17 protein-coding genes, 1 pseudogene and 1 other annotated feature are annotated in these 24,638 nt (G+C 41.2%); of the genes and pseudogenes, 13 read left to right on the top strand and 5 right to left on the bottom strand.

Features of this window, described 5'->3' with window-relative positions; genetic code table 11:
- Positions 1 to 22: 22 nt before the first annotated feature.
- On the bottom strand, positions 23 to 1,342 hold the full coding sequence (aroA, locus tag DW125_RS00095) for a 3-phosphoshikimate 1-carboxyvinyltransferase (RefSeq protein WP_021859536.1): 1,320 nt from the start codon (positions 1,340 to 1,342) through the stop codon (positions 23 to 25).
- Positions 1,332 to 2,429 carry a prephenate dehydrogenase gene (locus DW125_RS00090; RefSeq protein ID WP_117537095.1) on the bottom strand — a complete coding sequence of 366 codons (1,098 nt, stop codon included), beginning with the start codon at positions 2,427 to 2,429 and terminating at the stop codon, positions 1,332 to 1,334. Before DW125_RS00090 ends, aroA begins: the two co-directional genes overlap by 11 nt.
- A 227-nt stretch (positions 2,430 to 2,656) precedes the next feature.
- Here DW125_RS00090 and DW125_RS00085 point away from each other — a divergent pair, with 227 nt between their 5' ends.
- From DW125_RS00085 to DW125_RS00060, 6 genes are all read left to right on the top strand, one after another.
- Positions 2,657 to 4,732: an elongation factor G gene (locus tag DW125_RS00085; RefSeq protein ID WP_117536731.1), complete on the top strand. Its 2,076-nt coding sequence runs from the start codon at positions 2,657 to 2,659 to the stop codon at positions 4,730 to 4,732.
- A 143-nt stretch (positions 4,733 to 4,875) separates the two neighbouring features.
- Positions 4,876 to 6,234 (top strand): Trk system potassium transporter TrkA, encoded by a 1,359-nt coding sequence (trkA, locus tag DW125_RS00080; protein ID WP_021859539.1) that lies wholly within the window; start codon positions 4,876 to 4,878, stop codon positions 6,232 to 6,234.
- 14 nt (positions 6,235 to 6,248) lie between these two features.
- Positions 6,249 to 7,694, top strand: a complete 1,446-nt coding sequence (locus DW125_RS00075) for a TrkH family potassium uptake protein (protein ID WP_117536730.1) — start codon at positions 6,249 to 6,251, stop codon at positions 7,692 to 7,694.
- A gap of 14 nt (positions 7,695 to 7,708) precedes the next feature.
- The gene (locus tag DW125_RS00070) at positions 7,709 to 9,361 is read left to right on the top strand and encodes a CvpA family protein (protein WP_117536729.1); all 1,653 of its coding nucleotides are present in this window, start codon (positions 7,709 to 7,711) and stop codon (positions 9,359 to 9,361) included.
- Between the two features lie 18 nt (positions 9,362 to 9,379).
- Positions 9,380 to 10,312, top strand: a complete 933-nt coding sequence (locus tag DW125_RS00065) for an AEC family transporter (RefSeq protein ID WP_117536728.1) — start codon at positions 9,380 to 9,382, stop codon at positions 10,310 to 10,312.
- 312 nt (positions 10,313 to 10,624) lie between these two features.
- Complete coding sequence (locus DW125_RS00060; RefSeq protein ID WP_117536727.1) at positions 10,625 to 12,544, top strand: Ig-like domain-containing protein; 1,920 nt, start codon at positions 10,625 to 10,627, stop codon at positions 12,542 to 12,544.
- Positions 12,545 to 12,697: 153 nt separating this feature from the next.
- On the opposite strand, the gene DW125_RS00055 is transcribed toward DW125_RS00060, so the two are convergent.
- Positions 12,698 to 14,077: a CapA family protein gene (locus DW125_RS00055; RefSeq protein WP_117536726.1), complete on the bottom strand. Its 1,380-nt coding sequence runs from the start codon at positions 14,075 to 14,077 to the stop codon at positions 12,698 to 12,700.
- A 152-nt stretch (positions 14,078 to 14,229) separates the two neighbouring features.
- Positions 14,230 to 14,652, bottom strand: a complete 423-nt coding sequence (locus DW125_RS00050; RefSeq protein WP_117536725.1) for a hypothetical protein — start codon at positions 14,650 to 14,652, stop codon at positions 14,230 to 14,232.
- A gap of 359 nt (positions 14,653 to 15,011) precedes the next feature.
- On the opposite strand from DW125_RS00050, the pseudogene DW125_RS14320 reads away from it, so the two are divergent.
- The 4 genes and pseudogenes from DW125_RS14320 to iadA form a co-directional block, all read left to right on the top strand.
- Positions 15,012 to 15,629: pseudogene (locus DW125_RS14320) on the top strand (P-II family nitrogen regulator); the annotation flags it as partial.
- A gap of 81 nt (positions 15,630 to 15,710) precedes the next feature.
- Positions 15,711 to 15,930, top strand: a binding site (T-box leader).
- A gap of 126 nt (positions 15,931 to 16,056) precedes the next feature.
- On the top strand, positions 16,057 to 18,486 hold the full coding sequence (gene leuS / locus DW125_RS00035; RefSeq protein WP_117536723.1) for a leucine--tRNA ligase: 2,430 nt from the start codon (positions 16,057 to 16,059) through the stop codon (positions 18,484 to 18,486).
- A 203-nt stretch (positions 18,487 to 18,689) separates the two neighbouring features.
- Positions 18,690 to 19,874, top strand: coding sequence for an NAD(P)-dependent malic enzyme (locus DW125_RS00030; protein ID WP_021859548.1), 1,185 nt, complete (start codon positions 18,690 to 18,692; stop codon positions 19,872 to 19,874).
- A 20-nt stretch (positions 19,875 to 19,894) separates the two neighbouring features.
- Complete coding sequence (iadA, locus tag DW125_RS00025) at positions 19,895 to 21,034, top strand: beta-aspartyl-peptidase (RefSeq protein ID WP_021859549.1); 1,140 nt, start codon at positions 19,895 to 19,897, stop codon at positions 21,032 to 21,034.
- A 66-nt stretch (positions 21,035 to 21,100) separates the two neighbouring features.
- On the opposite strand, the gene DW125_RS00020 is transcribed toward iadA, so the two are convergent.
- On the bottom strand, positions 21,101 to 21,943 hold the full coding sequence (locus DW125_RS00020) for a MurR/RpiR family transcriptional regulator (protein ID WP_117536722.1): 843 nt from the start codon (positions 21,941 to 21,943) through the stop codon (positions 21,101 to 21,103).
- A 418-nt stretch (positions 21,944 to 22,361) separates the two neighbouring features.
- Between DW125_RS00020 and DW125_RS14140 the strand changes: the two genes are divergently transcribed.
- Genes DW125_RS14140 through DW125_RS00005 form a run of 3 tightly spaced genes read left to right on the top strand, consistent with a single transcriptional unit; the run spans position 22,362 to position 24,155 of the window.
- Positions 22,362 to 22,538: a hypothetical protein gene (locus DW125_RS14140; protein WP_242992872.1), complete on the top strand. Its 177-nt coding sequence runs from the start codon at positions 22,362 to 22,364 to the stop codon at positions 22,536 to 22,538.
- A gap of 41 nt (positions 22,539 to 22,579) precedes the next feature.
- The gene (locus DW125_RS00010) at positions 22,580 to 23,380 is read left to right on the top strand and encodes a sodium:solute symporter family protein (protein WP_242992871.1); all 801 of its coding nucleotides are present in this window, start codon (positions 22,580 to 22,582) and stop codon (positions 23,378 to 23,380) included.
- A 19-nt stretch (positions 23,381 to 23,399) separates the two neighbouring features.
- Entirely contained in the window at positions 23,400 to 24,155 is a 756-nt protein-coding gene (locus tag DW125_RS00005) for a creatininase family protein (protein WP_021859552.1), read from the top strand.
- Positions 24,156 to 24,638 lie beyond the last annotated feature (483 nt).

Below are 24,638 nucleotides of genomic sequence, written 5' to 3'. Positions count from 1 at the left end.
GCTGCCGGTGGCATATTCTTTTTTATTCCATACAGTTTTCCAGCGACTGGAAGAAGTCAGGATAAGACACATCCACGCACTGGCTGTCCAGAATCTGTGTTGTACCGTCTGCGATTAACCCAGCAACTGCAAATGACATGGCAATCCGGTGATCAAGATAACTGTTAATCTTAGCGCCTTTTAATAGCTGTCCACCGCTTTGCGGGCTGGAACCCTGAATGATCATGCCGTCTTCCGTCGGAGTAATAGTGGCGCCCATCGCACGGAGACCTTCTGTAACAGTATCGATACGGTTCGTTTCTTTTACTTTCAATTCAGCAGCATCTTTGATGATGGTTGGGCCTTCCGCCTGTGATGCCATAACTGCAAGAATCGGAATCTCATCGATCAGCGTCGGAATCAGATTTCCTTCAATAGTAGTGCCTTTCAAATGGCTGGTGCGGACAAGCACATCAGCACGGCCTTCGCCGCCCTCGTAAGTCTGGTTTAACAGTGTGATATCAGCGCCCATGCCTTTGCAGACTTCTAAAAATCCGGCGCGGGTAAGATTCGTGCCGACATTCTTTACAAGCAGTTCACTGTCTGGAACGAGAAGCCCTGCAGCGATAAAATATGCAGCGGAAGAAATGTCACCCGGCACACAGATCTTCTGTCCGTAAAGCTGTTCACATGGTTCTACGTTGGCAGTTGCACTTCCGTCCGGGTGCATAGTAGAAGCGACTTCAGCGCCGAAACTTTGTAACATCAGTTCTGTATGGTTTCGGGAAAGCGCCGGTTCTGTCACCGAAGTAGTACCGTCACCGTAAAGCCCGGCAAGAAGAACTGCGGATTTTACCTGCGCAGAGGCAACCGGTGATGTATAGGAGATTGCGTGAATCTTCCCCGGTGTGATGCGAAGCGGAGCACAGTTATTTCCGCCTATACTCGTAACATTTGCCCCCATCAGATTTAACGGAGTCATAATTCTTCCCATTGGTCTGGAATTTAAAGAATCATCACCGGACATAACAGAAGCAAAATTTTGTCCGGCAAGAATACCGGACATCAACCGGGTTGTTGTACCGCTGTTTCCGACGTTCAGAATGTCGGCAGGTGCAGACAGACCGTGAAGTCCTTTGCCGTGGACAAGGATACTCTGTGGTGTTTCTTCTATTTCAATGCCCATCTTCCGGAAACAGTCGATGGTTGACAGACAGTCGGCTCCCTTCAGAAAATGTGTGATCTCTGTTGTGCCAAGAGAGATTGCTCCTAACATGATGGAACGATGGGAGATCGATTTGTCGCCCGGAATCGTAACTTCGCCTCTTAAACCTTTTACTGGATAGATTTCTTTAACGCTCATAAACAATATACCTGAATTTCTGCAAGAGTGCGCCGGCTTTTTCCTGTGAAGCCGCATCGTAGAACTCTATACGCAGAACCCCCTCTTCAAATTCTCTGTTGTGTACAATGCCGATATTTTTAATACTGAGATTATTGGAAGCAAGGATAGTTGCAATTGCTGCGATTCCACCTGCTTCATCAATGATGTCACAGTAAACGGCAAAATTTTTCTTGATCGGACCTGCCGATGTTTCACTGATCGAGTTCCGGTAAGTACGGGAAGAATCAAAAAGATTGTAAACACCTTGTTCGTCTCCGGCGTCTACCAGTTCTTTTGCTTTTGTAAGTGTTTCAATATAGGAGCCAAGGATCTGGCTGATATTCTCCTTGTTCTGTGTGCAGATATTCTGCCACATTGTCGGAGAGGAAGAGGCGATTCTTGTGATATCTTTGAATCCTCCGGCGGCAAGATGCTTCATCAGCTCGTCTTTCGTATCGGTATCTTTTACAAAGTTGACAAGACTTGCTGCAATAATGTGCGGCAGATGACTGATCGTACCGGTTACGTAGTCGTGTTTTTTATAGTCCAGAATTACCGGCAGTGCCTTCAGTGCAGTGACAAATGATTCATAGCGCGCTATCTTTTCATCGGAAACTTCTACAGATGGTGTCAGCACATAGTAAGCATTTTCAATGAGCATTGCTTTGGAATTGCTGTAACCGCTCTTCTCGGAACCTGCCATAGGATGTCCTCCGATAAAATATTTACCAAGCCCCAGAGTTTCTGCCTCTTCGTGGATGTTTGTTTTCACACTTCCAACATCTGTAAGAATACAGTCCTCATGCATATAGCAGGTAAGCTGCTTCAGATATGCACTGTTAAAAGAAACCGGTGCACATAAAAATATGTAAGAACAGTGATAGAAATTATCATCAATCGTAGTCGCTGCAACGTCGATCACAGATTCCTGTGTAGCGAGTGCCAGCGCTTCTTTATTTTTGTCGAATGCAACGATCTCGTAATCCGGGAAATACTGGCGTATCGCTTTCGCAATAGAACCACCGATCAGACCAAGACCGATGAATCCGATTTTCTGTTTGTCCATAGTAACTCCTTCCATAGATAAAGCCTGTTATTGGATTGAAAAAACAGGCTTTGAAACTTCTGAAATTTATTATATTTTCTTTTTTTGTGTTTGTCAATGCTATGATGCTTTAAAGCGAAAAAGTAAAGAAAGAAAATTGTAAAAAATGTATAAAAGAGTTGTAATTAGTCAGAAAATTTAGTACAATATACCCATGATAATTTACTATAGTAAGGAGGCAGCTTAATATGAAAGTATACAGGACGGATGAGATTAGAAATGTTGTTCTATTAGGACATGGAGGAAGCGGTAAGACAAGTCTTGTGGAAGCCATGGCCTATGTATCAGGGGCAACTACTCGTATGGGAAAAGTTGCAGACGGTAATATGATCAGTGATTTTGATAAAGAGGAACAGAAGAGACAGTTCTCAATCAGCACATCACTGGTACCGATCGAATGGGAGAAAGCGAAGATCAATGTTCTCGATACACCGGGATATTTTGACTTTGTCGGAGAAGTAGAAGAAGCAGTCAGTGCAGCAGATGCAGCAGTTATCGTTGTTTCTGGAAAAGCAGGTGTTGAGGTTGGAACAGAGAAAGCATGGGAATTATGTGACAAATATAATCTGCCTCGTATGGTATATGTTACAGAGATGGACGTGGATGATGCAAGTTTCCGTCAGGTAGTACAGGATCTGACAGATAAGTATGGTAAAGTGATTGCACCGCATTTCCAGCCAATCCGTGAGAATGAGAAGTTAGTTGGTTACGTTAATATTATTAAGAACGCAGGAAGACGTTATACTGGTATCGGAGAGAGAGAAGAGTGCGAGATCCCGGATTACTGTAAACCAAACCTGGAGATCTACCGTGAGAAACTGTTAGAAGCAGTTGCGGAGACAAGTGATGAGTTTATGGAGCGTTATTTTGCAGGAGAAGAGTTTTCTGTAGAGGAGATTCGTTCTGCAATGAGAACAGAAGTTATGGACGGAGATATCGTTCCGGTTGCTATGGGATCGAATATCCAGGCACAGGGAGTTGCAAACCTCCTTTCAGATATTGTAAGATTCTTCCCAAGCCCGGATAGCAGAAAATGCGCCGGCATTAACCGTAAGACGAACGAGATCTATGAAGCAGATTATGATTTTGCAAAAGCAAAATCCGCATATGTCTTCAAAACTATGGTAGATCCGTTTATCGGAAAATATTCTTTCGTAAAAGTATGCTCCGGTGTATTAAAGGGGGACGATGTGCTCTACAATGCAGAGTCCGAAGCAGAAGCCAAACTTGGCAAGATTTATACAATGTCAGGCAACAAACCGGTAGAAGTCAGCGAATTATTTGCGGGTGATATCGGTGCGATCGCCAAACTTGCCAATACAAAGACCGGTGATACACTTTCAGCAAAGACAACGCCGCTGATGTTTGGAAAAACAGAATATTCCAAACCATATACATATATGAAATATGTTGTTAAGAACAAAGGCGATGAGGATAAAGTATCCCAGGCGCTGCAGAAGATGATGGCAGAAGATGTGACACTTAAGAGTGTTAACGACAGTGAGAACCGTCAGACACTGATCTATGGTATGGGTGACCAGCATCTGGAAGTGACGGCAAGCAAACTTGCTGCAAGATACAAATGTGAGATCACACTGGAGACACCGAAAGTGGCATTCCGTGAGACAATTAAGAAGAAATCAGACGTAGATACGAAGTATAAGAAACAGTCCGGCGGACATGGACAGTATGGACATGTCAAGATGAGATTCGAACCATCCGGAGATCAGGAGACACCTTATGTATTCGAAGAAGAAGTTGTGGGCGGAGCTGTTCCGAAGAACTACTTCCCGGCAGTTGAAAAAGGTCTTCAGGAATCTGTACTTAAAGGGCCTCTGGCAGGATATCCGGTTGTAGGTGTGAAAGCAGTTCTGTATGATGGATCTTACCATCCGGTAGATTCTTCTGAGATGGCATTCAAGACAGCAACGATCCAGGCATTTAAGAAAGGCTTCATGGAAGCCGGGCCGGTTCTTTTAGAGCCAATCGCTTCTGTGAAAGTTACAGTTCCGGATGATTATACCGGAGATATTATGGGTGATCTGAATAAGAGAAGAGGTCGTGTGCTTGGTATGAATCCATTAAGCGGCGGATATCAGGAGATTATCGCTGATGTTCCGATGACAGGTATGTTTGGATACTGCACAACACTTCGTTCCATGACCGGTGGACGTGGCAATTATTCTTATGAATTTGCACGTTATGAGCAGGCTCCTTCAGACATTCAGGAAGCAGAGATTGCAAAGAGAGCAGCAGAAGAATAAATCTTTGATAAAAATTTGATTATGAAATAAGAAAAAAAGCTCTGGGAAGGGCTTTTTTTCTTATATTAAAAGTGCTATAATCGTGGTTGCTATTTATATTAGGAAAGAAATTTTGTCAAAGGAATATATGTGAGGAAAGAAAAATGAAAATAGTAATCATTGGTGATGGCAAGGTTGGCCATAAGCTGGCAGTCCAATTATCGGAAGAAGATTACGATATTGTGCTGATTGACCAGAACGAAGGCAAGTTAAAAGCCGCGTTGAACCAGCTTGATATTTTCTGCATTACCGGTAACGGTGCAGATGCAGAGGTTCAGAAACAGGCGGACGTACCACATGCAGATCTGGTAATTGCATGCGCATCAACGGACGAGATGAATATGCTGAGTTGTCTTCTGGCAAAAAGGCTGGGAGCAAAACATACGATAGCCAGAGTACGCAACCCAATTTACTACAGACAGATGGATCTTCTGAAGGAAGACCTGCATCTGAGTATGGCGGTTAATCCGGAGCTGACTGCGGCGAATGAGATTGCCCGTGTGCTTTTGTTCCCGGAGACGAGTAAAGTTGAGACTTTTATGAAGGGAAAAGTAGAACTTGTTGAATATCCGGTACGTGAGAACAGTCCACTGGTGGATATCGCACTTTCAGAGCTGTACCGGAAATTCCAGATCAAAGTACTGGTATGTGCAGTAAAGCGCAAAGGAGAGGTTTACATTCCGGATGGTGATTTTGTCTTAAGAGAAGGAGACAAGTTACATATCGCGGCCGCACATCAGGATCTGAAATCATTTTTTAAATCATTAGGAAGAAAGCGTACTCGTGTGAAGAATGTTCTGATCTGCGGAGGAGGGCATTTATGCTTCTATCTTGCAAATCAGCTTCTGCAGGCAGGAATGCAGGTGAAGATCATTGAGATCAAAGAAAAAAAATGTGAGAATCTCTGTGAATTACTTCCAAAGGCAACGATCATTCATGGTGATGCAACAGATCATGATCTGCTGCTGGAAGAAGGAATTGCCGAAGCAGATGCGATGGTTTCACTGACTGGTCTTGATGAAGAGAATATTATTTTATCTCTATTCGCAAAGACGCAGGGCGTGAATAAGATTATTGCAAAAGTAAATGAAGATTCCAGGGCACAGATGGTGGAAGGACTCGGCATTGACAGTATTATTTCGGCGAAGAGTGCAACGGCGGATGCAATCATGCGATATGTTCGTGCTCGTAAGAATTCTTACAGTAATGCCAATGTAGAGACGATGTATCGTCTTGTGAACGGAAAAGTAGAAGCGCAGGAATTTATCATTCGAAAGGAATGTGAATATACATCCGTCCCACTGAAAGAGCTAAGAACAAAGAAAAATACACTGATTGCATGTATCGGCAGACATCGCCAGGTTATCATCCCGAATGGTGATACAACGATGAAAGTTGGTGACAGCGTTATTGTCGTTACGAAGAATCATGTGATCCGCAATCTGAATGAGATACTTTTATAGGAGCCGGTGGAAATATGAATAGAAGAATGATTTTATATATTCTGGCAAAAATGATGGGAGTAGAAGGTGTGCTTTTGCTCCTTCCTGCTTTTGTCGGACTTTTATATGGAGAAAAAAGCGGAGCCTGCTTTTTATTTCCGGCAACAATATTGGCATTGATTTATATTATATTCGGAATCAGAAAGCCGAATAAAACGAAGATTTATGCAAAAGAAGGTATGATCATCGTTGCCAGTGCATGGATTTTATGGTCGATGTTTGGAGCAATTCCGTTTACGCTGGGAGGATATATCCCGAACTATCTGGATGCGTTTTTTGAGACAGTATCCGGATTTACGACAACAGGTTCTACAATTTTAAATGATATTGAATCGCTGTCACACTGTATGCATTTCTGGAGATGCTTCACACACTGGATCGGTGGTATGGGCGTGCTTGTATTTGTACTGGTTCTGACTTCTCTTGATAAGAAGAATATGATGTATTTGATGCGTGCGGAAGTACCGGGACCAGAGAAAGATAAGCTTGTGCCGAAAGCGATGGCAACAGCGAGAATTTTATATGGAATGTATTTTGCACTGACAGCAGTAGAAATTGTATTGCTGCTTTTTGGTGGTATGTCCCCATTTGACAGTATTATCCATGCATTCAGTACTGCAGGAACCGGAGGATTTTCGAACTATGCTAATAGTATCGGACAGCTTGACAGTGCATATATTGACGGTGTGATCACGGTATTTATGATCCTGTTCGGTATCAATTTTAACCTGTTTTATCTGTTGTTGTTAAGACAGTTCAAACCGGTATGGAAAAATGAAGAACTGCGGACGTATCTGGCGATCATAGCAACAGCGATTGCCTTGATCACATGGAATATTACATCGATATATGGCAATCCGTTAAAGGCATTCCGGTATGCGGCATTTCAGGTCGCATCCATTATTACGACAACCGGATTCTCGACGGCCGATTATATGAAATGGCCGACGATGTCACAGACGATCATCATCATACTAATGATCATTGGTGCGTGTGCTTCATCCACAGGCGGTGGTATCAAAGTTTCAAGATTCTTGATTGTTGTTAAGAGTATTAAGAAAGAACTGAAACAGATGGTCCATCCGAAATCTGTCAACCTGATCCGTATAAATGGCAAGAAGATGAATCCGGACATTGTACAGAATGTATTCGTATATCTGGTTGCATATGCGGGAATTGCCGGGTTATCCGTATTATTGGTTTCTATAGATGATTTTGATTTTGCCACAAACCTCGGATCTGTAATGGGAACTTTGAATAATATCGGCCCGGGACTTGGTGTATCTGGTCCGGCAGGAAACTTTGCACAGTTTTCTCCATTTTCAAAACTGGTATTTTGTATTGATATGTTGATTGGACGTCTGGAAATCTTTCCATTCCTGATGCTCTTTACATCAATATCTTGGAGAAAGAAATTTTAGAATGGGAGGGTGTTATGAAAAAGAGAAGTAAATTTGCGATTGTTGTTATTTTGCTGGCGATTGCGGCGATTTATTATTATGTGTCAATTCCGGCAGTCAATATCCATTCGGCGCAGACATGGTTTTTCGTGATGACACTGTTTGTTGTCCTAATCATTTACTATGCGGTCAGAAAGCGTGTAACACGTGTGGAACTTGGGACGAATAAGATTTTACGTTCCATGATCGGACTGTTGGTTGTGTTTGGAATTGTGTATCTGGCAGGTTCTGTACTGTCATCCCCGATTATCAATGCGAAAAAATATCAGAAATTGATGAAAGTGAAGACTGGAGAGTTCAGTAAAGATGTAAAAGAATTGTCTTATGACAGAATTCCGCTTCTGGATAAAGATACTGCAGCACTTCTCGGAGATCGTAAGATGGGAAGTATGGTAGATATGGTATCTCAGTTTGAGGCAGATGACATTTACAGCCAGATCAATTACAAGAATAATCCGGTCCGTGTAACGCCACTGAAATATGCGAATCTGATTAAGTGGTTTACAAACCGCAGAGAAGGAATTCCGGCATATATCCGGATCAATATGGCTACACAGACAACAGAACTTGTGAAATTAAAAGAAGGAATCAAGTATACGACCAGTGAACATCTGAACCGTAATATTTACCGTCACTTAAGATTTGCACATCCGACTTATATATACGGAGAGTTAAGTTTTGAGATTGATGAAGCCGGAGTACCATACTGGATTGCACCGGTGAAGAAATATAACATCGGTCTGTTCGGTGGTGAAACAGTCGGAAAAGTCGTACTCTGTAACGCAGTAACTGGTGAAACGAAGACATATGACATCAAGGATGTACCGTCATGGGTAGACCGTGCGTATTCGGCAGATATTCTTGTACAGCTTTTTGACTATTATGGCACATTGAAACATGGATTTTTGAACAGTGTGCTGAGTCAGAAGGACTGTCTGGAGACAACGGATGGATATAATTATCTTGCACTGGATGATGATGTCTGGATGTATACAGGTGTAACTTCTGTTAATGGTGACCAGTCCAATGTTGGGTTCGTGCTGGCAAATCAGCGGACGATGGAGACAAAGTATTACACAGTAGAAGGCGCAACCGAAGCGTCAGCGATGTCTTCAGCGGAAGGTCAGGTGCAGAACTTAAAGTACGAGGCAACCTTTCCGCTGCTGCTTAACATTTCCAAGGAACCGACTTACTTTATTGCATTAAAGGATGATGCCGGCCTGGTGAAAAAGTATGCTATGGTAAATGTCCATAAATACCAGATTGTAGCGATTGGTGATAGTGTCAGTCAGTGTGAAGAGAATTACCGGAATCTGCTTGGTGAGAATGGTCTCAAAAAAGCAGAAAAAGACACACGGGATGTGAAGAAGATTACCGGTAAGATCACGAAGATTGCACAGGCAGTCATAGATGGAACATCACATTACTATGTTATGTTGGAAGGATCCGATGACATTTTTGATACATCGGTTGTAGATTTTATCGATATCGTAAAATGCGAAGTCGGACAGACGATTTCACTGGAGTACAAAGAAGGCGATAAGGCGAATACAGTAATGTCTCTTAAAACGGAGACTGACAAAGAAAGCAATACACAGGATAAGGATACAGAGAATATAAACAAATAGATAAAAAGGGAGAACAGAATGGAACTAAGTATCTTACTGGCAGAACAAATTTTATCCATGTTTCTGACAATGATTGTTGGATATATCATTGTCAAGATTGGATTATTCAAGGAGACAGACAGCAAGATCATTTCCAATATGGTAGTTTACATCTGTTCTCCCTGCGTAATTATTGATGCGTTTCAGATTGAGTTAACCGATGATAAATTACAAGGATTATTGATTGCTGTTGTGGCAGCAATTTGTGTTCATATTGTTATGATTGGTGGGACGAAGCTAATGGAAAAACCACTGCATTTTAACCGGATTGAGAAGGCATCTGTCATTTATTCAAATTCAGGTTATCTGCTCATTCCGTTGGTAGGGAATGTTCTTGGAAAAGAGTGGGTATTTTATACAACCGCTTATAATCTGGTACAGACTGTACTACTCTGGACGCATGCAGTCGGAATCATCAGCAAAAAAGACGAAAAGAATTATAAAGAGATATTCCTGAATCCGAATATGATTGCTATGTTTCTTGGAATGCTTATGTTCATATCCAGGATTCGGCTTCCACAAGTGATCGGAACATGTGTAAGCAGTTTCGGAGATATGATCAGTTCGGCAAGTATGCTGGTAATCGGAATGGTGATTGGAAATGTTGATTTAAAGTGGGTGTTCCGTCAGAAGCGACCGTATCTGATCTGTTTTATCCGGTTAATCTTTTATCCGGTGATCGGTGCGGTCGCATTTGGAGTCCTTGGCAGTATGGAAATACACCCGGATGCAGAATATATTCTTATGATCGTATTTCTCGCAACAGCCGCACCAGTTGCAGCAATGGTAACGCAGCTTGCACAGATTTACGACCAGGATGTCAAATACGCAAGTGTCATCAATGTGATGTCAGTGATATTCTGTATTATCACAATGCCATGTATGGTGATGCTGTACGAGAGTTTCTTTTAAATCTATAACATTTAGTGGAGGCTGCCAGTGGCAGATTTTGCAGTAAAAATAGTTTAATAAAATAACAAAGAAGGAAGAGCCGTTGAAAATGATATGTACCCCCTTTGCTGGACGAACCAGTAAGGGGGTATTTTTACAAGACGATTTCGAAGTAAAATCAGAGAATGGATTTGGATTGAAGAATTATATGGAAAAACAATTATAGAAAACACGAATATATAGAGTTGATTATCAATAATACCGATTGGTTAAAAAATCAACAAACCACTATAATGAAAGAATACCACTTGTACGAAAAAAGGAGGAAGGATTATGAGAGGAAGAATCCAGAAAACACTTGCCGTTATGGCTGCTGTGGCAGTAACGGTAACATCCACAGGAGTTGCATCTGTGGATGCACAGGCAGCAACTGTGAAACCGAAAAAACTGACCGTAACATCGTCGGTTTCCAGCAAAGTTATTGATGTGAAGGGGACAACAAAGATTTCTGTAAAACGTGTCAGCCCGAAGAATGCAAGCAAAAGCGTTACATACAAGTCAAGTAATACGAAAATTGCTTCTGTATCCAGCAAAGGTACAGTAAAAGGAAAGAAAACCGGAAGTGTAACGATCACAGCAACATCCAAAGTAAACAAGAAAGTAAAAGCTTCTGTAAAACTGAAAGTAAAGGATCTGAAACCAAGTAAGGTATCCATTCCGGCAGCTCTCAGTCTTACAAATGGAAAGAAAGCAATTGTTAAGGCAACAGTAAGTCCGTCGGGAGTATATGCACCTGTAAAATTCAGTAGCAGTAATACAAAAGTTGCAACTGTATCTTCCACAGGAACGGTAACAGCAAAAAGTGCTGGTAAAGCAGTAATTACAGCAAAGCTGACTCAGAAAAGCAGCAAGGGTAAATATCTGACAGCAAAAACAACTGTAACAGTAAAGAAAGCAGAGACAAAACCGGAAGAAGTTCCAAGTGCAAAGAAAACAGATGTATTTGTATCACCTGCATACATTAAGAGCGTTATGGATGGAAAACAGGAAGAATCCAAGAATTATGTGATTCTTGATACATCTACAGAGGCTGCGCCATATAATGAAGGACATATTCCAGGAGCTTATCACTGCTCTGTGCGTCAGGTAGAGTCAAGTACTTATGCGGCATATGCAAATAATACAATTGACTATACAGATGAGAATCTTGGAAATCTGCATGAGCCTGCAGAATTGGCTGCATTATTGAAAAAATATAATATTACAAAAGATACCATGGTAATCTTATATGGTGCACATCCGGCAACAGAGCGTGTAGCATTCTGTTTCCTGTATTGTGGAGTTGAAAATGTAAAAGTGTTAAATGGTTCGCTTACAAACTGGAAAAATGCAGGATATGAAGTAGAGACAAAAGTTAATACACCTGTAACAGATGCAAATTATGATTTCGGAACAACAGTTCCGGCACATCCGGAATATATTGTTTCCAAAGAAGAACTGAAAGATAAACTTGCAAATGATAAGAATTTCCGTCTTGTAAGTATCCGAAGCCTGGATGAGTTCAAGGGATTATCGGATGGAAACTATCCGATGCTTCAGGAAAAAGGTGAGATTGCCGGAGCAGTATTCGGACGTGCAGGGAATGATGCGAACACAATGGAAGAATATATGAATGCGGACGGAACTTTGATTTCTTATGAGAGATTCAAAGGTTTTATGGCAGATAGCTATGTATATCCGACAAATGAGGTGTGCTTCTTCTGTGGAACAGGATGGAGAGCAACAATGCCTCTTCTGATGGCATATGAAAAAGGCTGGAAAGTAAGTCTGTATGATGGAGGTTGGTGGCAGTGGACCAGAGATCTGGAGCACAATGCGATCCAGATGCTGACACCGGAACAGGCAAGAACATGCAGCAGCTTTGAGTATACAAATATGGATGTAAAACTTCAGGTAGGAGATACTTATAAGAATAGTGATATTCATATCTTCCCTGCAAGTGGAACACTTCCAACTGTACGTTTCAAATCTAACAATACCAATGTTGCAACTGTAGATGCAGATGGAAATGTAACAGCTGTTGGCGTAGGTACAGTGAATATTAAGATGATTGCAACAGATTTCTCAGGAAGAAATACATCTTACACTGTAACTGTCACAGAGAAGCAGGCAGTACAGAGCACAAAAAAAGCAGAGAAGACTGTGAAAACAGAAGAGCCTTCCCAGACAGATGCTCAGGCAGATGATAAATAAAAGAAGATTAAAACTGACTTAGAGATTAACACAAAAAGTGGTAGAAAAAGAACCGGCGCGTGTGTGCCGGTTCTTTTGTGCCATTACAGTCCAAATGAAGACAGTCTTCAATACTTGGGACATCGGTAAGTGTTCTTATAAAAATTTAGGATTCTACAATCCATCTACAGTATCAGTAGAGGAATCCGTTGTACCTGTCGAGTCTGTTGTGCCGCTGCCGGAAGAATCCGATGCGCTGTCCGGCGAACTATCCGTGGAACTGTCTGAGCCGGCATCTGATGAAGTGTCAGATGTGGTATCTGTCGTTCCGGAAGTAGAATCGGAACTGTCGCTTGCAGGTGTTTTAAATTCTCCGTTTGCAATCGCTTCGTTATAGTTTTTAATCAGATCCAGAAGTGCCTGATTCTGATCTCCTTCTAGTGGTGTCGGACAATAATCGTTGCGTACTGATGTGGAAGAGATTGAGCAAGGAATGATATTTTCTTTCGCATTTTTCTGAACTTTTCCCTTTTTGAAAGAGAATGTCTGCTGATAGATCATCGTATTCTTATCAGCTGGGTTGGAGTTTCCGCCAAAACAAAAGTTTCCAAGACTGTAGACAATGGATTTGCCTTTGTAGTATTCAATACCCTGCAAAACATGTGGGTGATGTCCGATAACGAGGTCAGCACCCTGATCTACTGCCAGGTGTGCAAGTGTCTGCTGGTTCGTGTCCGGACTGGTTTCTTTTTCCGTTCCCCAGTGGAAATTTGCAATGATCAGATTTGCGCCGTGTTCTTTTAAAGCCTGGATATTCTGTTTTACCTGTTCTTCGCGATCCAGATGATCATTCAGTTCATAAATACCGATAAGTCCGACTTTGATCTTGCCGATTTTAATGATATCAACGGTATCGTATCCGAATGGAGCGATACCGGCATCGGTCAGGTTTTTGATTGTATCGGTATAACTCTGTTCGCCGTAATCAGAGCTGTGATTGTTCGCTGTATTGGCAGCTTCTACCGAATTGTTTGACAGAATCTGTGCATATTCCGGTGGCGCCTTGAAGGCGTAACTTTTATTTTCTCTCGTTGTCTCTGTAGTCAGTGTTCCTTCAAAATTCACAATAGAAAGATCATCCTTTTCCAGAATGGATTTTACATTTTTGAAGAAATAATCAGCGCCGTATTGATTATAGTAAGTCGGCAGGCTGGTCGAAGAATCAAAATGTTCATCTGTGCCAAGTGTACAATCTCCCATGGAACTTATAGTCAGGGAAGTTGTGGAAGGATTACTCTTTCCTTTGATCGTAAATTCATTCACGGTTACACCGGAAGTGTCAATTGAAGGTGCCTTCTTTTTCTTTTTTTGAGCTGTCTGTTCCGTCTTCGGACTGGAGCCGGTAATTGCATGTACAATTGCTTTGATTCCGGAAAAGATTCCAAAGCAGATCAGAAGCAGAATCAGAATTACAACAGCGCGTCTGACGTGAAGATAGATTCTTCTAAGCTTCCGTCGGCGGCGCCTCAGTCTTTGTCTTTCGTTCTTGTCCATTGTTTGTTCCTCTTTTTCATTCTTTTAAATAAGCGTTATAATGTGCATCCTGTCGGAGGTTTTTTACATGATGGGGAATGCAATTTCCTATCATATAAAAACAGGCAGCTTCTGAATACAAAAAGCCGCCTGCTGTTGTCCTGATCAGATCATTAATTTAAAAATGTGCAACCGTCAGTATTAACTGCGGATAAATCGTCTTTGGCAGCACTGATGCTTACATAAAAGTCAATGTTGCATTCGCTAGAGAGTTTTTTCAGTCGTTCGATAAATTCTGGAATATTTTCCAGAGAAATGTCAGCATGTTTTAAAATACCATCGATAAAGATACACTCGATATCATGGTTAGAACTGTACATACCATATAAGAATCCGATATATTCATCTGTGTTAGTAATTGTTGGAAAATCATCCATACAGATTGTACGGATATCAAATGCTACACTTGCTGTGTCGCGATGTGTTTTTTTGATAAAAACAACATTTCCGTTGCATCTCTTAGCCTGCGCATTAGCCTGCTCAATCATTGTTTGTGTTTTTCCGCTGCCTTTTGGGCCTGTTAATAAATTTACCATGGCAAACTCTCCTTTATGTATCAGATTTACTGAATAATATCAGTATGAGTACTTGAGCTTATTATACACGAAATGACGAAAAGGAACAACTATTTTTTAGATTTTTATATAAAATTCTGAAAATTGTACATACGACTTGACAACTGAAAAAACGTACACTAAACTAAACCGCATGAAAGCAAAGGCGCTTCGAGATTATTCTCGAAGCGCCTTTGCTTTCTGATAATCATTACAGGGATAAAGAACACAAAGGTGTAGATTTTTGGATGTCGACGACAGAAATCCATGCCTTTCTTTATTTCATGATTTTTCAGACAGGTAATGAGAGAAGGAGGACGATTATGACAAAAGAGATAATGACAGCAGTTACAATGACGATCGTGTTTAAAGTGATCGATAGAACATTGGGACTTCAGGTTTCGGAAGAAGAGGAAATTATCGGTCTGGATGCAACGGAACATGGACTTTCTTCTGCTTATGCAGGATTCAGTTTAATGGATGTTACAGGCGGAGGTATGAATGTAAATGAAAATACAGAACTTGGTGAGAACGATTATGATGCGGCATCAGAAGTACAGCGTGCAGCGGCAGTGAAGGTAACTACGCCTGTAGATGCAGAGACAGGTATTCATAAAGTTGTAATTATTGCAAAACTTTCCCGTTATGAAAAACTGAAAAATGCATTAAATACACTTGGTGTAACCGGAATGACTGTAACACAGGTTATGGAATGTGGTATCCAGAAAGGCGCCGGAGAAAAATATCGTGGTGTAGAAATGGATGTAACAGTGCTTCCGAAGGTAAAAGTTGAAGTAATAATAGGAAGTATTCCGGTTGAAAAAGTAGTAGAAACCGTAAAGAAAACATTGTATACAGGACGTGTCGGAGATGGCAAGATCTTTGTTTACAACGTACAGAAAGTCATTAAAGTCCGTACCGGAGAAGAAGATCTGGATGCGCTGAAAGATGTAGAATAAAAAATATCGTTTTGGAGTGGTGCAATCTTAAGATAGGGGTTGACTTATTTTAACATTCTTCATATAATAGATGGGAATAACGCAGAAACGTTGAAGAGGAATATTAAGAGATCATCGTTTTTCAGAGAGCTGTCGGTTGGTGTGAGACAGCAAGCGTAATCTCCCAACTCGCCTCGGAGTTCTATTATTGAACAGGAGTAGATAATAGCGGGTCTTCCCGTTACAGAAGTGAATGAGTGCATCCGGTATATCCGGGTGAAGAAGAGTGGTACCACGGAAATCAAGCCTTTTCGTCTCTTAGAGATGAGGAGGCTTATATTTTTATATAATAAGAATTTCAGTTTCTATTATACAAAAAGCCTCCGGCAGGCTCTGAAGGTGGAAATCAAACATAAAAAGTTATTTAGAAAACAGGAGGAATGGAAAGATGTCAAAGATCCCTTATAATCATAAGGCAATCGAGAAAAAATGGCGCGAAAACTGGGAAAAGAACCCGGTCAATGTGACAACGAACGATGACGGAAGCAAAAGAGAGAAATATTATTGTCTGGATATGTTCCCATATCCATCAGGAAATGGACTTCATGTAGGACACTGGAGAGGTTATGTAATCTCTGATGTATGGAGCCGTTATAAATTGCAGCAGGGCTATTACATCATTCATCCGATGGGATGGGATGCATTCGGACTTCCGGCTGAGAACTATGCAATTAAGATGGGTGTACATCCGTCTATTTCCACAGAAGCAAATATTAAAAATATCAAGAGACAGATCAACGAGATCGCAGCTTTATATGACTGGGATCGTGAAGTAAATACAACAGATCCGAATTTCTATAAGTGGACACAATGGATTTTCGTGAAGATGTTCAAAGAGGGCCTTGCATATGAGAAAGAGTTCCCAATCAACTGGTGCCCGTCCTGCAAGACAGGTCTTGCAAACGAAGAAGTTGTAAATGGTAAATGTGAACGCTGCGGAGCAGAAGTTACCAAGAAGAATCTGCGGCAGTGGATGTTAAAAATCACAGCATATGCAGACCGACTTTTAAATGATCTGGACAAATTAGACTGGCCTGAGAAAGTTAAGAAGATGCAGACAGACTGGATCGGTAAATCTTATGGTGCAGAAGTTGACTTCCCGGTAGAAGGAAGAGAAGAAAAGATCACAGTATATACAACCAGACCAGATACATTATATGGAGCAACCTTTATGGTACTGGCTCCGGAGCATGAACTTGCAAAGAGCCTGGCTACAGATGAGACAAGAGAAGAAGTTGAGAAGTATATTTACGATGCATCCATGAAGTCTAATGTAGACCGTATGCAGGATAAGGAAAAGACAGGTGTATTTACAGGAAGTTATGCGATCAACCCGTTAAATGGCGAGAAGACACCAATCTGGTTATCTGATTATGTACTTGCAGATTATGGTACAGGAGCAATCATGTGTGTACCGGCTCACGATGACCGTGACTTTGAATTTGCAACAAAATTCGGCATCCCGATCATCCAGGTTATCGCAAAAGACGGAAAAGAAATTGAAAATATGACAGAAGCATACACAGAAGCTTCCGGAACAATGATTAATTCCGGTGAGTGGAATGGTATGGAATCTTCTGTACTGAAAAAAGAAGCACCACACATTATCGAAGAACGTGGAATTGGTCGAGCTACTGTTAATTACAAACTGCGTGACTGGGTATTCTCACGTCAAAGATACTGGGGAGAACCAATCCCGATCGTACACTGTCCAAAATGTGGCAATGTTCCGGTACCGGAAGAAGAACTGCCGTTACGTCTGCCGGATGTAGAGTCCTACGAGCCGACAGGAACAGGAGAATCTCCGCTTGCTGCAATTGATGAGTGGGTAAATTGTAAATGCCCGCAGTGTGGCGCTGATGCGAAGAGAGAGACAAATACAATGCCACAGTGGGCCGGATCTTCATGGTATTTCTTGAGATATGTAGATAACCATAACGATAAGGAATTAGTATCCAGAGAGAAAGCAGACGCAATGCTTCCGGTAGATATGTATATCGGTGGTGTAGAACATGCGGTACTGCATCTTTTATACTCCCGTTTCTATACCAAATTCCTTTGTGATATTGGAGTGATTGACTTTGATGAGCCATTCCACAAATTGTTCAACCAGGGAATGATCACAGGTAAGAACGGTATCAAGATGAGTAAATCCAAGGGAAATGTTGTATCTCCTGACGATCTTGTAAGAGATTACGGATGCGATTCCCTGAGAATGTATGAACTTTTTGTAGGACCACCGGAGTTAGATGCTGAGTGGGATGACCGCGGTATTGACGGAGTAAACCGTTTCCTGAAGAGATTCTGGAATCTGGTTATGGACAGCAAAGATGCAAACATCGAAGCTACCAAAGAGATGATCAAAGAACGTCATAAGCTTGCAAAAGATATCACAACCCGTCTGGAAAGCTTCAGCCTGAATACAGCGATTTCCGGATTTATGGAGCATAATAACAAACTGATCGAGATTGCGAAAAAAGCAGGCGGAATCGATACAGAGACATTATCTACAATGGCAGTACTGCTTTCACCATTTGCACCTCATATCGCAGAAGAAGTTTGGGAGCAGTTAGGTCATGAAGGCAGTGTATTCAAAGCCGGATGGCCAACATACGATGAAGAAGCCATGAAAGATGATGAAATCCAGGTACCTGTACAGATCAATGGTAAGACAAGAGCAGTTATCTCTATTGCAGCAGAAAGCAGCAAAGAAGAAGCGATTACAGCAGGAAAAGAAGCAATTGCAGACAAACTGACCGGAAATATCATCAAAGAGATCTATGTACCGAAGAAGATCATTAATATTGTAATGAAATAATAATAGAATTGTGGGAGTACGAAGTACGGAACAATTCGTATGGTATTTTTTAACTTTAACATTATATATAAGAGAATTACAGATAAGACAAGGACGGTTATTGTACAAATTGCAGTAGCCGTCCTTCTTTTCCCTTTCTTTTTAGTCTATGAAGTGGTATGCTTGTGGATAGAAAACGGATCGATAAAGGAGATAGCACAAATATGAATTACAATGAGATGGCATTAAAAATGCACGAAGAACACAAAGGAAAAATCAGTGTCACATCAAAAGTAGCGGTAAAGACAAGAGATGATCTTAGTACGGCGTATACTCCGGGTGTTGCAGAACCTTGCCGGAAGATCAGAGATGATAAATCAGAAGTGTACAGATATACAGCAAAAGGAAATCTCGTAGCAGTTGTATCTGATGGGACGGCAGTTCTGGGACTGGGAGATATCGGCCCGGAAGCGGCAATGCCGGTTATGGAAGGAAAATCCATTTTGTTCAAAGAATTTGCAGGAATTGATGCATTTCCAATCTGTCTGGATACGAAAGACACAGATGAGATCGTGGAGACTGTTAAACGTCTTGCTCCTACATTCGGTGGAATCAATCTGGAAGATATTTCCGCACCGAGATGCTTTGAAATCGAGAGAAGATTAAAAGAAGAACTGGATATTCCGGTATTCCATGACGATCAGCACGGAACAGCGATCGTTGTATCCGCAGGTCTTACGAATGCTTTGAAATATGTCGGAAAAGAATTTTCAGAAGCAAAAGTAGTCATCAATGGTGCCGGATCTGCAGGAATTTCTATCTGTAAATTATTATTAGAGCTGGGAGTCGGTGATATTGTCCTTGTTGATAGGAACGGAATCCTTGCAGTCGGTGAAGAATGGATGAATCCTGCACAGAAAGAGATGGCAGAAAAGACAAATAAAGAACAGATTCATGGAGATTTAAAAACTGCAATGCAGGGTAGAGATGTATTTGTTGGTGTATCTGCTCCGAACATAGTTACAGCAGAGATGGTAAGTACAATGGCAAAAGATGCGGTTGTATTTGCAATGGCGAATCCAACACCGGAGATTATGCCGGATGAAGCCAAGAAAGGCGGAGCCAAAGTTGTTGCAACCGGAAGATCCGATTTCCCGAATCAGATCAACAATGTGCTTGTATTCCCTGGAATTTTCAGAGGTGCGCTTGATGCAAGAGCAACCGATATTACGGAAGAGATGAAGATAGCCGCAGTGAAAGCAATTGCAGACATTATCAAGCCGGAAGAACTGACAGAAGATTATATTATACCGGGTGCTTTTGATGAAAGAGTTGCTGATAATGTGGCAAGAGAAGTTGCAAAAACAGCAATAGAGACCGGAGTTTCTAAGTTGAAAAAAGCAGAATAATTGCGAAAGAGGAATTGGTTATGTTATTAGTAAAAAATGCAGAGGTATACGCACCAGAATACCTGGGGAAAAAGGATGTTTTGATCTGCGGAGGAAAAATTGAAAAGATTCAGGATGAAATTGGTTCGCTTCCAGTTGAATGTGAAGTGTTAGATGCCGAAGGAAAGATGCTGACGCCAGGGTTTATTGATCAGCATGTACATATTACCGGTGGAGGCGGAGAAGGAAGCTTTCATACGAGAACACCGGAATTACAGCTCTCTGAGTTAGTGGAAAATGGTATAACTACAGTCATAGGGCTTCTGGGAACAGATGGAATTACAAGAAGTGTGGAGAATCTTTATGCAAAAACCAAGGCTCTTTGCGAGGAAGGCGTAAGTGCATATATGCTTACGGGAGCTTATGGCTATCCGAATCCGACAATTACCGGAGAAGTTGATCGAGACATTGTATTCATCGACGAGATACTCGGTGTGAAGCTTGCTATTTCCGATCATCGTGCACCGAATGTGACAGAAGAGGAACTGATCCAGATCGCAAGCAAAGTAAGAGTTGCCGGTATGCTCAGCGGGAAACCGGGGATTGTTGTGTTGCATATGGGAGACGATGAGGCTGGATTACAACCGGTATTCCGTGCGTTGGAGAAAACGTCTATTCCTACTCGCATTTTCAGACCAACACATGTAAATCGAAATGAACATCTGTTGGAGGATGGATATGAATTTTTAAGAAGAGGCGGATATGTAGATTTGACTTGTGGCATGCATTCTTCTCCGGGAAGTTATGTTCTGGAAGCAAGGAAAAGAGGAATTCCTACTGAACATATTACGATGAGTTCGGATGGACATGGAAGCTGGTCTCACTATGCGGAAGATGGAACCCTTTTAGAAATTGGAGTGTCCAGTGTAGATGCACTTTATAAAGAATTAAAATATATGGTGAAAGAGCTTGGAATGAAGCTTGAGGATGCATTACCTTATATGACAAGCCATGTGGCTGAGGGGCTGGATCTGCTTCCGAAAAAGGGATGGATAAAAGAAGGAGCAGATGGAGATGTTCTCCTGTTTGATCAGAATATGGAGCTGGATACTTTTATAGCAGGTGGTCGTATTCTCATGAAAAACAAGGAAATCCTTCAAAAAGGAACTTATGAAAAATAATAGAAATTAATAGCGTAAACAAAAAACAGGAGATATGGATAGGAAAATCCGTATCTCCTGTTTTTACTAGGAAGATAATGTATTTATAAAATTCTGTCGTTCGGACGGAGAAATGCTGTCAATGACGAGACAGGATGCCAGGATATTCAGCATGGCAATTGGAATTGTCATTGAATTATAAAACATTTCTGTGGAAGTAGGGCAAATAAGGAGCAAATCACTGTGGCATGCAGCCGGGGAAGCATCGCTGTCGGTGATCGTTAAAATCGGGACACCGGATTCGGAAGCTTTTTTTGCAATATTTCCTATCGGAAAATAGTAGCGCGGGAAAGAGAATAAAATTACAAGATCTCCCTCTGTAAGTTTTCGTAATGTTTTCTGTGTTTGCTCCAAATCGGACAGGTCAATCAGAATGACGTTGTAATACAAGATTAAGAGTCGCAATTTTAAAAATTCTCCAGGCACTTTCGATATATCATGTGCAAAGATAAAAATACGATTACTGCGTCGAATCTTATCAGAAGCTGCCAGAATGGTATCCATAGGCAAATCAGAGATAAACTCGGAAAAGGCACTCACTTCCTGGCTACAGATTTCTAAGAGCATTCGTTCGCGCTCGGGTGCTTTGCCAGCTTCTAATTCTGGAACGAAATAAGTGGAAGAGGATGCGATTCGAATCATCTTCTGTGTATAATCACGGAATTGTTCTTTCAAGCCAACAAATGTGGAACAGCCCAGTTTCTGGCAAAAACGAAGAAGTGTCAATTCGGAGGATCGTGTCTGCTGACTGAGCTGAGCCAGAGTGATGTAGCTTATTTCTTCTGGGTTGGCAATCAGGTAATCTGCGATTGTTTTTTGTTTTTTTGTAAGTGTCGGATATAATTCCTGAATATGTTCTAAAATGTCCATATAGTTTCCTTTCGCTTTTACAGTAAAATGTTTCGTGATATTTTACAAAATATAAGTGATGACTTTACAAATCTATTATAACATGTATAATGAAAAATAGAAAGTAAAGTATATACTTAACTAAAAGAAAATTTATAAGTACCAAAAAGGAAAGAGGAGGACAAGGCTATGAAAAACAGTTTGAAGAGCACTTCGAACGAACCTGGCTGATTATTTTTTTATTTATGTTCGTGATCATTATGATTCCATTTCCATTCTTTTACAGTGAAACATACATCCCTTCATTTGGCGGGGGTCCGTTGTTCCTGTATGGATGGTTTATTCACACTGCGATTACATTTGCATTGATCATCAAGTATTATCGCATGTGTATGAAGCGAAAAGAATATCACACCTATGATGAGGAGGAGAAGTAATTATGAACGGAGCAGCAATTCAGCCTTCACCAGGCCCTTTCTATACGGTGCTGGTACTTTATCTTGGAATTATGGCATTTATTGGTTGGTATGCAGGACGCTATGATGACGGACGTAATCCAGGGTTCCTTGATGATCGCAACAGCAATTGTAACTTTTATTGTTTCTATTGTATGTAATGGGAGGAGGCTTTGGCAATATCAATCATACACTTCAGAGTATGAATGAAGCTTATCTTGCATTTCCGGGTGCCAATGGCTATATGCCTTGGGCATATTATGTATCCAATATTGTATTGTGGTCTTTCTTTACAATGGGACAGCCACATCTATTTACAAAATTCTTTGCAATGAAGGATCATAAGACAATGTTTAAAGCAATACTTCTCGGTACAGCCGGTATGTTCTTCTCTGCAACTTTGATTGAGTGGACCGGTGTAAATGGAATTGCTACGATCCAGAATATCGAGAAAGCAGATCAGATTGTTCCGATGATTTTGCAGAGAGGTCTGAATCCGTTTTTAGCTTCTATTTTCATTGCTGGAATTGTAGCTGCCGGTATGTCTACTATTGATGGTATATTAGTAACGAAAACCGGTGCGGTTACGCGTGACATTTATCAGAAACTCATCAATAAAAAAGCAACAGATGAGAGTGTAATGAAGCTTTCGAAAGTAGTAACTATTCTGATCGATATTATCGTAATTTGTTTCGGCGTATTCCAGCCAGGCAGTATTTTCGAAATTAACCTGTTTGCGTTCTCGGAAATGGCAATTTTTGTAGTGCCGATTCTATTTGGTATTTACTGGAAGAAAGCAACTGCACAAGGAGCGATTGCAGCGGTAGTAGTAGGTGTAATATCACTGTTACTCTTCACGTTGAATCCAACTATAAAAGCATTTGCGTTTGGATTCCATGCATTGTTCCCGACAACAATCATTTCATCAATTGTAATGGTTGTTGTAAGCAAATTCACAAAAACACCACCGCAAGAAGCAATTGAGCGTCATTTTGCGGTGTAGTATAAAGGAGGAAATGAAAATGTATCTTGCAAAATTAACTACAGCACAGGCAAAAGAAGCCTTCAAGAAAGATCCGATTGTTGTAATCCCGGTAGGAAGCACGGAGCAACACGGTACACAGAGTGCACTCGGAACAGACTTCATGGTTCCGACATATCTGGCGGATCATGTGGAGGACATCGAAAATGTCATTATAGCTCCAACAGTTCCGTATGGTGTATGTCCATATCATTTAAGTTTTGAAGGAAGCATCAATATTGGATATGAAGGACTTTACCTCGTACTTCATGGCATTATGGATTCTCTTATGCAGCACGGAGCAAAACGTTTTGTAGTTTTAAATGGTCATGGCGGAAACACACCTTCTATCGACCGTGCGGCTTTAGAGGTATATCATAAGGGCGGTGTATGTGCCAGCGTTGACTGGTGGAGTCTGGTTGCACAGTTAGATAAGAAGTTTGAAGGCGGCCACGGTGACGTACTGGAAACATCTGCAATGATGGCAATTTGTCCGGAGTCTGTTGATCTTGAACTGAGTCAACCGATCAATGCACAGGATCCAACTGAAAATATGAAGGCTGCATATATCCAGGCAGTAAATTTCAAGGGCGGTATTGTACGTCTTGTTAGAGATACGAAGGAAATTGCTCCAAGCGGTTGGTTTGGACCTTTTGATCCGAAAGAATCATCAGCTGAACTGGGACAGCAGGCATTAGATCTCGCAGTATCTTATATCCGTGATTTCTTGGAGGAAATGAAAAAGATAGAATTATAAGTATCTAAATATAAGTAAAAGTAGAAAACTGTTGTTTTGCGATTGGAAAATTGCGAAGCGACAGTTTCTTTTTATTATGTTCTTGCAGCAATAAAGTTATTCAAATTTATCTCAGTCGAGAAGATTCCCACCTCTTTTAGGTGGTGAGTAAATGCAAATTCGTCGCAGTGGGAGTCCAATCTCCGACTGAGATAAACGCTCCGCGAGGATGCGCAGTGATTCTGATAGGAATATGTCAGCTTTGCTGACCAGAATCACGCGCCAAGTCTCACGAACGTTCGACTTGAATTGTTTTACTGGTCTTTACTAAATTGTATAAAATGACACAAAAACATAAAAAATAACAGGTTAATTGTATTAAATATCTAAATTGCAGAAAATATAAAAACATTGTTGACAATTCCGACCTTCGGTGTTATTCTAATATAGTTGTCGCGTGAGACACACCTGAGAAGCGTAGATGTCACACGGAAGACAACAAAG

Origin of the sequence: Dorea sp. AM10-31, from assembly GCF_003435815.1 — a bacterium.
GTDB lineage: Bacteria > Bacillota > Clostridia > Lachnospirales > Lachnospiraceae > Dorea_D > Dorea_D hominis.
This window is presented reverse-complemented; position numbering and strand designations above follow the sequence as displayed.